Annotated in this window: 11 protein-coding genes; 8 read left to right on the forward strand and 3 right to left on the reverse strand. The window is 70.4% G+C overall.

Annotated features, from left to right (window positions below):
* Window positions 1–65 precede the first annotated feature (65 nt).
* Genes J4030_RS06600 through J4030_RS06610 form a run of 3 tightly spaced genes read left to right on the forward strand, consistent with a single transcriptional unit; the run spans window position 66 to window position 2,955 of the window.
* Window positions 66–803, forward strand: coding sequence for a (Fe-S)-binding protein (locus J4030_RS06600; RefSeq protein WP_208048426.1), 738 nt, complete (start codon window positions 66–68; stop codon window positions 801–803).
* Complete coding sequence (locus J4030_RS06605) at window positions 800–2,353, forward strand: LutB/LldF family L-lactate oxidation iron-sulfur protein (RefSeq protein ID WP_208048427.1); 1,554 nt, start codon at window positions 800–802, stop codon at window positions 2,351–2,353. The genes J4030_RS06600 and J4030_RS06605 overlap by 4 nt, the downstream gene beginning before the upstream one ends.
* Window positions 2,350–2,955, forward strand: a complete 606-nt coding sequence (locus J4030_RS06610; RefSeq protein ID WP_208048428.1) for an LUD domain-containing protein — start codon at window positions 2,350–2,352, stop codon at window positions 2,953–2,955. The genes J4030_RS06605 and J4030_RS06610 overlap by 4 nt, the downstream gene beginning before the upstream one ends.
* 124 nt (window positions 2,956–3,079) lie before the next feature.
* On the opposite strand, the gene J4030_RS06615 is transcribed toward J4030_RS06610, so the two are convergent.
* Window positions 3,080–4,924, reverse strand: a complete 1,845-nt coding sequence (locus J4030_RS06615; RefSeq protein ID WP_374221983.1) for an NHL domain-containing thioredoxin family protein — start codon at window positions 4,922–4,924, stop codon at window positions 3,080–3,082.
* Between the two features lie 217 nt (window positions 4,925–5,141).
* Between J4030_RS06615 and J4030_RS06620 the strand changes: the two genes are divergently transcribed.
* Window positions 5,142–6,119: a hypothetical protein gene (locus J4030_RS06620; RefSeq protein ID WP_208048430.1), complete on the forward strand. Its 978-nt coding sequence runs from the start codon at window positions 5,142–5,144 to the stop codon at window positions 6,117–6,119.
* Between the two features lie 128 nt (window positions 6,120–6,247).
* Here J4030_RS06620 and J4030_RS06625 read toward each other — a convergent pair whose 3' ends face one another.
* Both J4030_RS06625 and J4030_RS06630 read right to left on the reverse strand, forming a co-directional pair.
* Entirely contained in the window at window positions 6,248–7,054 is an 807-nt protein-coding gene (locus tag J4030_RS06625; protein ID WP_208048431.1) for a carbon-nitrogen family hydrolase, read from the reverse strand.
* Window positions 7,054–9,066, reverse strand: coding sequence for a cytochrome c oxidase assembly protein (locus J4030_RS06630; RefSeq protein ID WP_208048432.1), 2,013 nt, complete (start codon window positions 9,064–9,066; stop codon window positions 7,054–7,056). Before J4030_RS06630 ends, J4030_RS06625 begins: the two co-directional genes overlap by 1 nt.
* Window positions 9,067–9,136: 70 nt before the next feature.
* Here J4030_RS06630 and J4030_RS06635 point away from each other — a divergent pair, with 70 nt between their 5' ends.
* The 4 genes from J4030_RS06635 to J4030_RS06650 all read left to right on the forward strand — a co-directional run bounded on the left by J4030_RS06635 (window position 9,137) and on the right by J4030_RS06650 (window position 15,365).
* Window positions 9,137–10,024, forward strand: coding sequence for a maleylpyruvate isomerase family mycothiol-dependent enzyme (locus J4030_RS06635; RefSeq protein WP_208048433.1), 888 nt, complete (start codon window positions 9,137–9,139; stop codon window positions 10,022–10,024).
* Window positions 10,025–10,100: 76 nt separating this feature from the next.
* Window positions 10,101–10,616: a MarR family winged helix-turn-helix transcriptional regulator gene (locus J4030_RS06640; RefSeq protein ID WP_208048434.1), complete on the forward strand. Its 516-nt coding sequence runs from the start codon at window positions 10,101–10,103 to the stop codon at window positions 10,614–10,616.
* On the forward strand, window positions 10,613–12,433 hold the full coding sequence (locus J4030_RS06645; RefSeq protein ID WP_208048435.1) for an MDR family MFS transporter: 1,821 nt from the start codon (window positions 10,613–10,615) through the stop codon (window positions 12,431–12,433). Before J4030_RS06640 ends, J4030_RS06645 begins: the two co-directional genes overlap by 4 nt.
* Window positions 12,434–12,536: 103 nt before the next feature.
* A complete protein-coding gene (locus tag J4030_RS06650) occupies window positions 12,537–15,365 on the forward strand; it encodes an FAD-binding and (Fe-S)-binding domain-containing protein (RefSeq protein WP_307864598.1) in 2,829 nt (942 codons plus the stop codon).
* The last annotated feature ends 23 nt before the right edge of the window (window positions 15,366–15,388 follow it).

Genomic DNA, 15,388 nt, shown 5'->3' on the forward strand with positions numbered 1-15,388 from the left:
CCCTCCGCTCGTTGACGGGAGGTACGTTCGGTGACGGGACCATCGGACTGTCACCAGGAGACTCCATGCGTATCGCGTTGTTCGCCACCTGCCTGGTGGACGGACTCTTCCCCGAGGTGGGCAAGGCGACGGTGAGCGTCCTGCGCAGGCTCGGGCATGAGGTGGTCCTCCCGCTCGAGCAGACGTGCTGCGGGCAGATGCACGTCAACACCGGCTACCCGCGCGAGGCGCTGCCGATGGTCCGTCGGTACGCCGACACCTTCGAGCCGTACGACGTGATCGTGACGCCGAGCGGCAGTTGCGCGGGCGCCATACGTCACCAGCACGTCCAGGTAGCAAGGAAATTCGGTGATGACGCACTGGTGCAGCGGGTCGAGGCCGTTGCGTCTCGCAGCTACGAGCTGTCCGAGCTGCTGGTTGACGTCCTCGGGGTGACCGACGTGGGAGCGAGCTACCCGCACCGCGTGACCTACCACCCGACGTGCCACTCGCTGCGGGTGCTGCGCGTGGGCGACCGGCCGCTGCGACTGCTGCGCGCCGTCGACGGGATCGATCTGGTGGAGCTGCCGCAGGCGGAGACCTGTTGCGGCTTCGGTGGCACCTTCGCGTTGAAGAACTCCGACACGTCGACCGCGATGCTCGCCGACAAGATGCGCGCCATCCAGTCGACCGGCGCGCAGATGTGCGCCGCGAGCGACGCGTCCTGCCTCATGCACATCGGGGGCGGCATGGCGCGCCTCAACGTCGGCACCGAGACCGTCCACCTGGCACAGATCCTGGCTTCGACGAAGGATGCGCGATGACGACGTTCCTCGGTATGCCGACCGCCTCACCGACCACCCACCTGCGCACCGGGGAGTCCTTTCCTGACGCCGCGCGCACCGGCCTGGCCGACAGCCAGCAACGGCACAACCTGCAGGTCGCGACGACCACGATCCGCGACAAGCGCGCGCGTGTCGTGGCCGAACTCGACGACTGGGAGCAGCTGCGCGCTGCGGGCGCCGCAATCAAGGACGCCACTCTCGCCGAGCTGCCCGACCATCTGGAGCGTTTCGAGGCCGCCGTCACCGCACGCGGCGGCACCGTGCACTGGGCACGGGACGGCGACGAGGCCAACGCCATCGTGACCCGACTGATCCAGGCCACCGGTGAGACCGACGTGGTCAAGGTGAAGTCGATGGCCACCGAGGAGATCGGCCTCAACGAGGCGTTGGCGGACGCGGGCATCACCGCCACCGAGACCGACCTCGCCGAGCTCATCGTGCAGCTCGGCAACGACCGGCCCAGTCACATCCTGGTGCCCGCGATCCATCGCAACCGCAGCGAGATCCGCGAGATCTTCCGTGACCACATGGAGGACGTGGATCCCGGTCTGACGAACGATCCGGAAGAGCTGGCGGGGGCCGCCCGCCTGCACCTGCGGCGCAGGTTCCTGTCGGCGAAGGTCGCGGTCAGCGGCGCGAACTTCGGGGTCGCCGAGAGCGGCACGCTGTGCGTCGTGGAGTCCGAGGGGAACGGGCGGATGTGCCTGACCCTGCCGCGGACGCTGATCACCGTGATGGGCATCGAGAAGCTGGTGCCGACGTGGCGCGACCTCGAGGTCTTCCTGCAGCTGCTCCCCCGATCCTCGACCGGTGAGCGGATGAACCCGTACACCTCGATGTGGACCGGCGCGACCGAGGGCCAGGACTTCCACGTCGTCCTGCTCGACAACGGGCGCACCGCGACGCTGGCCGACCCGAACGGCCGGTCGGCCCTGCGCTGCATCCGCTGCTCGGCCTGCCTCAACGTCTGCCCGGTCTACGAGCGCGCCGGCGGGCACGCGTACGGATCGGTCTATCCCGGCCCGATCGGCGCGGTGCTCTCGCCCCAGCTGACGGGGGTGAAGGACAACCCGTCGCTGCCGTTCGCGTCCTCGCTGTGCGGTGCGTGTTACGACGTGTGCCCGGTGGCCATCGATATCCCGACGATGCTGGTGCACCTGCGCGCCGAGGTCGTCGCGGCCAAGCGCGAGGAGCACCGGGTGCCCACGGCCGAGGCGGCCTCGATGACCGCTGCGGCCTGGACGATGAGCTCGCGCCGACGGTGGACGGCCGCGCTGCGCAGCCTCTCGCTGGGCCGGGTCGCGCGGCGGATGCCGGCGCTGCCGCCGCCACTGTCGTCGTGGGCGCGCTCGCGCGACCTGCCGGACATGCCGCGTGAGACGTTGCGCGACTGGTGGGTGCGGGAGGGTGGTGACGCGGCGCCGGACTCGGCTGCCACGCCCACGCCACCTTCGCCGTCCTCGGCGCCCTCGGCGCCCTCGGCGCCCTCGTCGTCGGCGTCCTCGGCGTCCGAGGAGGACGGACGATGAACGCGCGCGAGGAGATCCTGCACCGGGTGCGCACGGCGCTGGCGGACCGGCCCGCTCCGCCGCCGGTCGTCCGCGACTATCACCAGGCCGGGTCCCGGTCGGTGGACGTCGATGTCTTCGCCGAGCGGGTCGCCGACTACCGCGCGACGGTCCACCGGTGTGGCGCGTCCGCCGTCCGGGAACGCGTCTCGCAGATCCTGCAGGAGCGATCGATCGACGAGATCGTCGTACCAGTGGGATTCCCGGCGGACTGGACGCCGACGGTGCGGATCACGCACGAACCGGTGAGTGTCGAGCAGCTGGACCGTGTTTCGGCGGTCCTCACCACCTGCAGCCTCGGCATCGAGCAGACCGGGACGATCGTGCTGGACGCCGGGCCGGGGCAGGGCCCGCGCGTACTGACCCTGGTGCCCGACTACCACCTGGTCGTGGTCCGGGAGGAGCAGGTGGTGGCAGCTGTGCCGGATGCCGTCGCCGATCTCGACCCGACCCGTCCGCTGACCTGGATCAGCGGACCGAGCGCCACCAGCGACATCGAGTTGCGGCGGGTCGAAGGCGTGCACGGACCGCGCACCCTCGACGTCCTGCTCGTCGCGCCGTGACCCTCCCGCACGCCCGCTGACGGCCCCTGTCTCTTTCCGTCGAGCGGAGGGGTCCGCGCTCGACGGAGGGGTCGTAACCACTCCACTCGGCGGCGGACCCCTCCGCTCAATGGGGAGGCGCGCGTCAGACGCCGCGCAGGTCGAGGTGCAACTCGGTCGGCGCGCCCGCCTCGAGCACCACTGGGATGCCCCAATCCTGTTGATAGAGATGGCAGGCGGCGTACTCCGGCACCTCGCCGGTCTCCGGGTCGCCGTCGCACGCGGCCGCGCGCACGGAGATGTGCAGCGTGCCGTCACCGACCGCCGGGTCGAGCTGCAGGGTGCGGGTCAGTCCAGTCGAGGTGCCGTCGCCGTCGCGGATCAGAGCACCCGGGGTGGCCATCACCATCAGCTGGGTGGGGTCGCCGTAGCGATAGTCGAGCTTCTGACCGGTCGGCGGCTCGAACGCGATGTGCAGCTCCACCGCGCCGGGGGCCAGCGGTGTCACCGGACGCTGGGTCTGGTGCGCGATACCCGCGACCCGCTGCGCCTGCGCTGGTACGGCGACGCGGGTGACCTGGTGTGCCGCTGACTCGACGACGAGCAATCGCACTGTGTCGCCGTCTGATTCGACGACGACATCGCTGGGCTCTGCCAGGTCGGTGGCGAGCGTCGAGACCTCGTTTTCCACGGGGTCGTACCGCCGGATCGCTCCGTTGTACGTGTCGGCGATCGCGACGCTGCCGTCCGGCAGCTCGGTGACACCCAAAGGGTGCTGCAGCAGCGCGTCCGCGGCCGGGCCGTCGACGTGGCCGAAGTCGAAGAGGCCCTGCCCGATGTGGGTCGCGACCTCGAAGCCACTGTCCTGCAACGTGATCGAGCGCAATGCCGACGACTCGGAGTCCGCGACCCAGACCCGCGAGCCGTCGGCGGAGGTGGCGAGCCCGGAGGGCTGCGCGAACCACGCGTCGTGCGCCGCGCCGTCGCGGATGCCCTCCGCGCTCGTGCCGCCGAGCACCGCGACCGTGTTGTCGCCCGGATCGACGGCCAGGTGCAGCGCCCACAGCTGGTGGACGCCGGCCATCGCGATCACCGCGCGGTCGATCCACCAGGTGATATCCCACGGCGTCGACAGATCCTGGCGCAGCGCCAGACCGCTGCCCGACCGCTCGCGCAGCTGCTCACCGGTGCCGGCAACGACCTGGATCTGCCCGTCGGACAACCGGATCGAGGCGATCTGGTGGTGCACGCTGTCGGCGACCAGCACGTCGTACCCCACCCGCGCGGCGACCTCGGGCGGCAGCACGCAGATGCCCTGCGGCTCCTCGAAGACGCCCGGTCCGCCGTACCTCGCGCGTTCGGTGGTCAGGTCCGGCTCCAGATGCACGACCTGGTGGTGGGCTGTGTCCGAGAGCAGGTAGCTGCCGTCGGGGACCGCGGCGAGCTTGCCGGGGAAGCGCAGGGCGGTCTGCGGCTGGGGCGGCGCGACGTACGGCGAATCCCCGCGCCGAAGCGTGCCTTTCGCCTCGTGCTCCGCCACGAGCTCGCGCACGAGTACGCCGAGCCCATGGGCGTGACCTTCGCCGGACAGCTGGGCCACGATGTATCCCTCGGGGTCGATCACCACCAGCGTCGGCCAGGCACGCGCGGCGTACGCCTGCCAGGTGGTCAGCTCCGGGTCGTCGAGGACCGGGTGCCCCACGGCGTACCGCTCGACCGCCGCCTCGACCGCGGCCGGTTCACCCTCGTGCTCGAACTTCGGCGAGTGCACCCCCAGCAGCACCAGCTCATCGGCGAACTCCTGCTCCAGCGGCCGCAACTCGTCCAGCACGTGCAGACAGTTGACGCAGCAGAAGGTCCAGAAGTCCAGGACCACGATCTTGCCGCGCAGGCTTTTCACACTCAGGTCGGCGCCGCCGGTGTTCAGCCACCGTCGCCCCGCCAACTCCGGCGCGCGCACCCGCACCTTCGCCCTGACTGACCCGTCCACCGTCTCGCTCACGCAGAAGCCAACGACACCACCCGTGCGGTCATTCCACGAGCGGTCCCGGCAACCTGGTGGGGGTTTTGCGTCTGCGGCCAGTGCTGCAGCCCTGGCCACAGACGCAAAACCCCCACCCCGACCCGGCTGTCCACATCCCCACCCACTCTCCACACCCGGCCCGCGGCGACCTGACGCCCATCGGCGCGGCCACGACGATCGCTCGATGGACACCATCACCACCCCGTACCAGGCCTTTCCCGTCGCGATGAGCTATCCCCTGCGGATCCGCGTCCGGCAGCAGGGATACGCGTTCACCCGCCGCGATGCCCTGGAGTTCGGCGCCTCGGACGAGCAGCTCCGGGCGTGGTGTCACGCAGAGGACGTGCTCAGCGGCGCGCAGGGCAGTTACTTCCTGCCGCCCGGCGACATCGACACGACCACCAGCGCCGCCGAGACCCAGCGGCGCCGCATCCGCGCTCTGCTCCTGGTGCTGGGCGACGGGTACGTCGTCACGCACCAGTCGTCCCTCCTCGCCTGGGATCTGCCCATCGACCCGTCCTGCAACCCCACGGAGATCCACCTGGGCCACCGGGAGGGTCATCGATGGTCGCGCCGGCCCGGGGTTCGGCTGCACAGAGTGCCGGCGCCGATCCCGATCACCACCGCGTCCGGCATACCGACGGTCGCTGCGGCGTACGCGATCGTCCAGGTGGGTGCCGGGGTCGGAGTGGAAGCAGCGGTGGTCCCTGCGGATGCCGCGCTGCGCAACTACCTCGCCTCACCCACCGACCTGGCCGAGGCGGTCGAACGGTCGCGCGGGACGCCCGGCTGCACGCGACTGGCGACCCTGCTCGACCTCGTCGATCCCCGCTCCGAGTCCCCCGGTGAGAGCAGACTGCGACTGCTCCTGCGTGCAGCCGGCGTGCCGGTCACTCCGCAGGTCGTCATCCGCGACGACGCCGGACACTTCGTCGCCCGCGTCGACCTGCTCGTCGACGGCACGCGCACGATCGTGGAGTTCGACGGGCTGCTGAAGTACCGCGGCGCGGGTAACAGCGAGGCCCTCGTCAACGAGAAGCGGCGCGAACTGGCGCTCCAGCGGCTCGGTTACCGGGTCGTGCGCGTCGTGTGGGACGACCTGACCGATCCGGACCGGGTGCTGTCGTTGCTCAGGCCGCCCTCACTGCAGACCGGGCCGTGACACCGCCACCACGACGCTGCTGGTTTGCGTTTGCGACCGGTGCTGCAGCCCTGGCCGCAAACGCAAACCAGCAGTGCCGTCCCCGTCAGTGCCCGTCAGTGCCCATCAGTGCGGGTCCGCTCGCCCGCTCAGAGGCGGCGGTCGGCCAGGACCGGGAACGTCTCGCGTACGTCCCGCACAGCCGTCGGGTCGATCTCGACCGACAGCACCTCCTGCTCCTCGCCCGCCTCGGCGAGCAGCTCACCACCCGGCGCGATAACGGCGGAGTGACCGCCCATCTGCGTCCGTGCGTGGGTGCCGGCGGTGTTGCAGGCCAGCACGAAGCACTGGTTCTCGACCGCGCGTGCCCGCAGCAGCAGCCGCCATGCGTCGACGCGCGCCATCGGCCACGCGGCCGGCACGACGAACGCCTCGGCGCCGCGGTCCAGCAGGGCGCGGTACATCTCCGGAAAACGGATGTCGTAACAGGTTGACAGGCCCACCGCGAGGGACGACGTGCCCGCCGGTACGTCGACCCGCACCAGTTCCGTCCCCGCATCCATCAGCTTGGGCTCGCCGCCCGCGAAACCGAACCGGTGGATCTTGCGGTACGTCGTCACGAGGGTCCCGCTCGCGTCGTAGACGAGCGAGGTGTTCCACAGGTCGTGGCCCTCCTCACCGGTCTCGCCCGATGCGGGCCGCTCCACGATCGATCCCCCGTGGAGGAAGACCCCCGCATCGCGGGCCGCCGCGGACAACGCGGCGCCGATCGGTCCGGTCACGTCCTGAGCGCGTGAGCTCCACTCCCGGTAGGAGAAGCCCCCCGCTCCCCACAGCTCCGGCAGCACCACCAGGTCGTGCCCGGCCTGGGCCCGGACCAGCGCAGCAACGCGCTCGACGCGTGCGTCGAGGGTCTCGGCGTCGTCGTACGCGAGCTGGATCAAAGCGACCCGCATCAGACCTGCTTCCCGCGGCCGGAACGCGCCGCCAGATAGTCGTTGTACGCGCGCAGCTCCGCGTCGCCGTCCCGGTCGGCCTGCCGCGCCTGCCGTTCGCCCTCGGCCGTGTCCTTGCGATACCACTCGCCCGCGATCAGCATGGCCAGCAGGAATGTCGGCACCTCACCGGCGCCCCACGCGATGGTCCCGCCACGCTGCTGGTCGGTGATCGGACTTGACACGTAGGACAGGTGCAGCAACTGGAAGAAGTCGCCGCCCAACAGATCGCTGCCGGTCATCAGGGCCACCCCGAAGAAGGCGTGGAAGGTGATGGCGATCAGCAGGATTCCCAGCCGGATCGGGGGTGCCCAACGGCGCGGGCCCGGATCGATGCCCACCAGCGCCCAGGCGTAGAGGTACCCCGACGCCATGAAGTGCACCATCATCAGCAGGTGCCCGGTATGCGTGGTGAGCGCCAGGTGGAAGAGCGGCGAGTAGTAGAAGACGATGAGCGACACGAAGACGAACGCCGCCGCCACCGCCGGGTTCGCGACCACGGCCACCGCGCGTGAGTGGACGACCGAGAGGATGACCTCTCGTGGCCCGAGGGTGAGGTCGTGCCGCTTGGGCAGTGCCCGCAGCGCGAGCGTGACCACACCGCCGCGCACCAGCAGGATCGGCACCAGCATCGACACCGTCATGTGCTCGAGCATGTGCACGGAGAACATCACCCGGCCGTAGACCGCCGGGGCGCCGTCGACCATGTAGAGGAAGATCAGCCAGCCGAGGCACCAGGAGATGGTGCGCAGCATGGGCCACCGGTCGCCGCGCCGAGCCAGGCGGATCACCCACGCCAGATAGACGGCCACGGCGACCACCGAGACAGCGCTGAGCAGCCATTCGACCCGCCACATCGTGAACCAGGTGACGGCATGCGGCGCCGCCGGTGCGACGTACCCGGTGAGGCTGTACGCCGTGTCGACCGCGCCGTGGTCCTGCGCGACGGGCGGCGCCGATCGCGCCAGAGCCACACCGACCGCGACGGCGGCACCCATCACCAGGGACTCGACACCGGCCAACCGCGCGAACAGCGCCCGACCCGGTGCCGCGGCACCGTCGAGGTGACCGATCACCCGCTGCCGGTGCAGCGCACCGAACGTCCCGAGCGCGAGCAGCAGCACAACCTTGACCAGCACCAGGACGCCGTACCGGGAAGCCAGACCGGAGAAGGAGCCGACCCGGATCACGGCGTTCAGCACCCCGGAGACGGCCACCGCGCCGAAACACCACAGCGCGACCGTGGAGTAGCGACGCACGACGTCGGCGGTGCCCTTGCCGAAGCGCCCCCACATCAGCAGCAGCGCGAGCAGCCCGCCCACCCACACCGTCACGGCGAGCAGGTGCACCAGGAGGGAGTCGACCGACGCCTCGTGGTCGTCCGAGCCGGCAGCATGCCCGATCAGTGCTAGCGGATAGAGCGCCACGAGCGAGACGCCGAAGAGCCACGCCATCCCGCGAGCGCCCGGTCCGGTGAACGCGAGCAGCGCGACGGCCGCCGCGATCAGCGCAGTGATGGCCGGTGCGCGCAGGATCTCCAGCTGCCAGATCGACGCCCACGCCTCGGAGGCGAAACCGGCAGACCCGAGGTGGGTGCCGGAGACGTCGGCGAAGTTCAGGACGACGCTCACGGCGCCGACGAGCGCCCACCCGGTGGCCGACCACGCGGCGTACCGGGCGAGCGACTCCCGCCGCCGGGAAGTCGCACCCTCGGGCACCAGGAATCCGCCGAGCAGCAGCGCACCGACGGTGAGCGCCGCGGTCAGATCCCGCAGCACGTTGAGGACCGGGATGCCCCAGCGGACCACGGCGCCGGGGTCGCCGAGGTCGAGCGGAGCCGCTGCGTGGGAGAAGATCACGGCGAGCACGACCACGACGAGTGCGACGGACGGCACGCCCCACACCCACTGCGACCGGCGCCCCCGTGCGGGAGCCGCCGCGGTCGCGGTGCTCGTGCCGGTGTCGCTCGCCATGGGTCCAGGGTAGGCAGGGATGCCGCTACGCCGTCCGGCGCACCGCTCGCCGGGCCAGTAGGTTGGGCGCATGCAGACCCATCCCCAGCCGCCGGTGGAACTACACGAGTTGGTCGATGCGTTCGCCGCCACCGGTCAGTCGATCCTCGATCTGGGGCTGACCTGCCACCCCGAGGACTTCGACAAGCCGACCGAGCTGCCCGGGTGGAGCGTCAAGGACGTCTTCGCGCACGTCGCCGGCACCGAGCACCTGATGAACGGCGGCCAGGACCGCGAGGTCGAGGTCCCCGACTACGACTGGGTCCGCACCGACGCCGGCCGGTTCATGGAACGCGCCGTCGAGGTGCGCCGCAGTCGGTCGGGCGGGGAGATCGTCAACGAGTGGCGGGATCTGCTGCCCAAGCGCGTCGAGTCGTACCGCGACCCGACGCTGACACCCGAGACCGTGGTGCAGGGTCCGTTCGGTCCGATGGAGCTCACCGCCATGCTCCACTCTCGGCTCATCGACCTCTGGTGCCACGAGCAGGACCTGCGGGAGGCGCTGCACTCGATCGGCAACCTGGACTCCGCGGGCGCCGCCGCCTTCACGAGCGACGTGCTCGCCGCGTTCCCCGCGCGCGCCGCGCGGCGCGCGAACCTCGAGGTCGGCAGCGTCGTGATCATCGAGTGCACCGGCCCCGTCATGGCCCGACAGGGCATTCGCATCGTGGAAGGGTCCGACGGTCGGCCGTACGCCGAATCGCTCTTCTCCGGCACCGCCCACGTCGACAAGGTCGACGACGAGACGGGCGAGATCATCCCGCTGCCCCTGGGGAAAATCACGACGATCCGGCTCAGCACCGAGTCGCTCACCCGTCGGGGCTCCGGGCGGATCTCGACGGCAGACCTGCGCTACAGCGTCGAGGGCGACGAGGCCGCAGCGGCTCGCGTGCTCGACGTCCTCACCATCACTCCATAGGAAACATTCACAGCCGATTTGATCGTCTGTGAATGTTTCCATATAGTTGCATGGCGCAAGCAACTATGGAGGCGGTATGGCGGTCAGTCTGGGCATGGCATCGAAGGTCGGTGAGGACCTCGTGCACCTGATGAAGGCGATGAGCGCCCTCAAGCACCACGTGCCGCGGCTGCACCCCGACGTCGAGACGTCCGCCTACCCGGTGCTCTTCGCCGTGTCGACGGGACCGCTGCGGGTGTCGGCGATCGCCGAGCGCATCCACTCCGACGTCTCGACCGTCAGCCGGCAGGTCAGCCATCTGGTGCAGGTCCGGATTCTGGAGAAGGTGTCCGACCCGGCGGACGGGCGCGCGCAGAACATCGCGCTGGCGCCCGACGGCAAGCAGCTCCTGGAGGACATCCACGAGAGCAGGGGAGAGATGTTCGCCACCTTGATGTCGAGCTGGACCACGGACGAGGCCCAGGACTTCGACCATTCGCTGCGGCGCCTGAACGACGACCTCACTCGCACATTCGCCGCCCGTTCCACATCCGGTCCCACGGACCGGTCCGACGCATCCACCACCACAACCACCGGAAAGGAGTCGATGTGACTGCTCAGACCAGTGCGGCCAACCCGCCCGCAGCCTCCAGCGGCCAGTACTCCCACGCGCAGATCCTGCGCATCCTCGGCGGACTCATGCTCGGCATGTTCCTGGCCGCACTCGACCAGACCATCGTCAGCACCGCGATCCGCACCATCGGCGACGACCTGCACGGCCTGTCCGTGCAGGCCTGGGTCACCACGGCGTACCTGATCACCTCGACGATCACCACGCCGATCTACGGCAAGCTCGGCGACATGTACGGCCGCAAGAAGCTGTTCATGTTCGCGATCACCGTCTTCGTGATCGGTTCCGCCGCCTGCTCGTTCGCCACCTCCATGTACATGCTGGCCGCGTTCCGCGCGTTCCAGGGTCTGGGCGCCGGTGGTCTGTTCACCCTCGTGCTGGCGATCATCGGCGACCTCGTGCCGCCGCGTGAGCGCGCCAAGTACACGGGTTACTTCATGGCGACCTTCGCCACCTCCAGCGTCCTCGGCCCGGTCATCGGCGGCCTCTTCGCCGAGACCTCCTCGATCCTGTTCATCTCCGGCTGGCGCTGGGTGTTCCTGGTCAACGTGCCGATCGGCATCGCCGCGCTCTTCGTCGTGTGGCGCACGCTGCACCTGGACCACGTCCAGCGCAAGGCACGCATCGACTGGTGGGGCGCCGTCGCGCTGGTCATCGGCCTGGTCCCCACGCTCACGGTCGCCGAGCAGGGCCGCACCTGGGGCTGGACCTCGGGTCGCTCCATCACGGCGTATGTCATCGCCGTCATCGGCGTGGCGATGTTCATCCTCGTCGAGCGCGCGATGGCCGACGACGCGCTGATCCCGCTGCGCATCTTCAAGCTGCGTGCGGCATCGGTCACGATCGTCGCCAGCATCATCGTCGGCATGGGCATGTTCGGCGGCATCACCGTGCTGCCGCTTTACTTCCAGATCGTGCACGGCGCATCGCCGATGACGTCCGGATTCCTGATGCTGCCGATGGTCGCGGGCCTGATGATCGCCGGCATCATCTCCGGACAGGTCACCTCCCGTACCGGTCGCATCCGCGAGTTCCCGATCTTCGGTACGGCGATCGGGACCGTGGGCCTGCTCCTGCTCTTCCTCTTCGTCAACGCTGACACCCCGGTCTGGGAGGTCATGGCCTTCATGTTCATCTTCGGCTACGGCCTGGGTAACTGCATGCAGCCGCTGACGATCATCGTGCAGAACGCCGTGCCTCCGAAGGAGATCGGCGTCGCCACCTCCTCGGCGACGTTCTTCCGCCAGATGGGCGGCACGCTCGGCGTGGCGATCTTCCTGTCGATCCTCTTCAGCACGGTCGGCGACAAGATCACCTCGGCGATCCAGGCGGCACCCCCCGCCGTGCAGGGTCAGATCGCCCAGAATCGCAGCGTCGTCGCGCAGATCCAGAACGACTCCTCGGTCATCAACAAACTGCCCGTGGACGCGCGTCACCCGTTCAAGGTCGGCTTCGCGGACTCGATCCACATCATCTTCATCGTGGCGGCCGCGGTCATGTTGGTCGGCTTCCTGGTCCTGCTGCTGATGCCGAAGGTGGAGTTGCGCGGTCAGTCGGCTGCCGACGCCGCCAAGGCGGAGGCTGCGGCGCCGGCGGGCGGGACGTCTGCGGCGTACGACGTGGACCCGTCCGTGACCGACCTGGTCGGTCCCCCGGCCCACGGAGCGACCGAGGACGAGGCGCCGCGGCACCGGGCGTCGGACGACGCCTTCGCGACGGTGCCGGCTCACCCGGCCGACGAGGCGCCGAAGCACGCAGCCGCCGGCGGCGACTACCACCCGAGGCACGTGCAGGACTGATCCGGTCCGGCATCCTCACCGAGTGCGCGTTTCGCAGGCCCACGGCCTCGCGAAACGCGCACTCGGCGTTCGGGGGCCGGATGCGGTGAGGGACGATGTGCCCGTGGACGAACTGGTGACGCGGCTGACCGCGAGCGGCATCGAGGCGCACGCGGACCCCCTCACCCGCTCCCTCTACACCAGTGACGCGTCCCTCTACCGGATCGCGCCGGCGGCAGTAGCCTTCCCACGGTCGAGCGAGCAGGTCGAGCAGGCGTACGCCGTGGCGCGCGACCTCGGCGTACCGCTCACCACCCGCGGCGCCGGCACCTCGATCGCCGGCAACTCGATCGGCGCGGGTCTGGTGCTGGACTTCTCCCGGCACCTGGACCAGGTGCTGCACATCGACCCCGAGGCCCGCACGGCCGTCGTACAGCCCGGTGTCGTGCAGGCCCGCCTGCAGTCGGCCGCCTCGCCGCACGGACTGCGGTTCGGGCCCGACCCCTCCACATCCACCCGCTGCACGATCGGCGGCATGCTCGGCAACAATGCGTGCGGTTCGCGCACCCTGGGCTACGGACGCACTGTCGACAACGTCGTTGCCCTGAAAGGATTCTGGGGCACCGGGGACCGCTTCGACCTCACCTCTGGGACGCGCTCGACCGGGCCGGTCGCGCAGCAGCTGACCGGGCTCGGGGCCGAGAACCTGGAGCTCATCCGTACGTCGTTCGCGCGATTCGGACGCCAGGTTTCCGGCTACTCCATGGAGCACCTGCTGCCCGAGCGGAACGTCGACCTCGCGCGCTTCCTGGTGGGATCCGAGGGCACCCTGTCGGTGCTCACCGAGGCCACCGTGCGACTGGTGCGCGACCCGGCGGTGCGGGTGATGATCGTGCTCGGCTATCCCGACATCACCCTGGCCGGCGATGCCACCCCGGCCGTGCTGACCCATCAGCCGACAGCCTGCGAAGGGTTCGACCAACGGCTGCTCGACGTGCTGCACAGCCGTGGCGGCACCTCCCCGCCGCTTCCGCCGGGGCCAGCGTGGCTGTTCACCGAGGTGTCCGGTGAGGACCGGGGCGAGGTGCTCGCCCGGGCCGAGGCCATGGTCGACGATGCCGGTCTCGGCGCGCACTCCAGCCTGATCGTCACCGACGCCGCACAGGCCGCGGCGCTCTGGCGGATCCGGGCGGACGGCGCCGGGCTCGCGGGTCGCTCCCCCGCGGGGAAGCCGGCCTGGCCCGGCTGGGAGGACGCCGCCGTACCCCCGACGTCGCTCGGCGCCTACCTGCGCGACTTCGACGAGCTCGTGGTCGCCCACGGCCTCAGCAGCGCGCCGTACGGTCACTTCGGCGACGGATGCATGCACGTGCGCCTCGACGTCCCGCTGGACGCGCCCGACGGCCCGACCCAGCTGAGGGAGTTCGTGGTGGATGCCGCGAAACTCGTTGCGACGTACGGCGGTTCGCTCTCCGGCGAGCACGGCGACGGGCGCGCGCGCAGTGAGCTGCTGCCGCTGATGTACTCCCCCGAGGTCATCGACCTCTTCGCCGCGGCCAAGCACGCGTGCGACCCGGACAACTTGCTCAACCCCGGCGTGCTGGTCGACCCCGCGCCACTGGACGCGGACCTGCGCTTCCCGGCCCGCCGGACCCCCACGCCGCTGGCGTTCTCCTGGACCGCCGACGGTGGCGACTTCAGCCAGGCCGTGCACCGCTGCACCGGGGTCGGCAAGTGTCGCGCGGACAACACTGCGAGCGGCGGGGTGATGTGCCCGTCCTACCTCGCCACCCGCGAGGAGAAGGACTCCACCCGCGGCCGCGCGAGGGTGCTGCAGGAGATGCTCAACGGCTCCGTCGTCACCGGCGGCTGGCGCGCGCCCGAGGTGCACGACGCGCTCGACCTGTGCCTGTCCTGCAAGGGCTGCGCCTCGGACTGCCCGACCGGCATCGACATGGCGTCGTACAAGGCCGAGGTCTTGCACCAGTCGTACAAAGGGCGGCTGCGGCCGATAGCGCACTACGTCCTGGGGCAATTGCCGCGCTGGGTGCGCGCCGGTGCGCGAGCACCCAAGGTCGCGAACGCCCTTCTGCGCGCTGGCGATCGGATGCCCTTCGCGAAGTCCGCGGTGGGCGTCGACGCCCGACGCAGCATCCCGCAGGTCGCCGCCGACCCCTTCCGCAGTTGGGCCCGCGAGCACGGTCTGCACCCGTACGACGCCGCGCGCGCCACGGGCGACGAGGTCGTCCTGCTGGTCGACACCTTCACCGACAACTTCTCACCGGCCGTCGGCGCCGCCATGGTCGCGGTCCTACGAGATGCCGGCTTCACCCCGGTGCTGCCGACCACCGCGGGCTGCTGCGGTCTCACGTGGATCTCCACGGGCCAGCTCGACGGCGCCCGGCGACAGCTGGAACGCACCCTCGCGGGGCTGGCGCCCGCCGCCAACGCCGGAGTGCCGATCGTCGGCATCGAGCCGTCCTGCACTGCGGTACTGCGGCACGACGCGGCCGAGCTGGTGCCCACCGACGACGCCCGCGCGGTGCGTGACGCGACGGTCACGCTGGCCGAGCTGCTCGCGCGTACGCCGGGCTGGTCACCGCCCTCCCTCGACGGCGTGCGGATCATCGCCCAGCCGCACTGCCACCACCACGCGGTGATGAGCTGGGCGGCCGACGCCGCGCTCTTGGAACGGGCCGGCGCGCAGGTGCAGCGACTGGGCGGCTGTTGCGGACTGGCCGGCAACTTCGGTGTTGAGAAGGGCCACTACGACGTGTCGGTGGCGATCGCCGAACAGCAACTGCTGCCCGCCGTACGCGCTGCGCGGCCCGGCGACGTCGTGCTGGCCGACGGCTTCTCGTGCCGGACCCAGCTCGATGACCTGCTCGGCGCGCTGCCGGGCGGCGAGTCGCGCGGGATGCACCTGGCGCAGTTGCTCGCCGCCAAGTTGTAGGAACGTACGCGCTCTATAGCGCG

The sequence above is a fragment of the Allobranchiibius sp. CTAmp26 genome (genome assembly GCF_017565405.1).
In the GTDB taxonomy this organism is placed as follows: Bacteria; Actinomycetota; Actinomycetes; order Actinomycetales; family Dermatophilaceae; genus Allobranchiibius.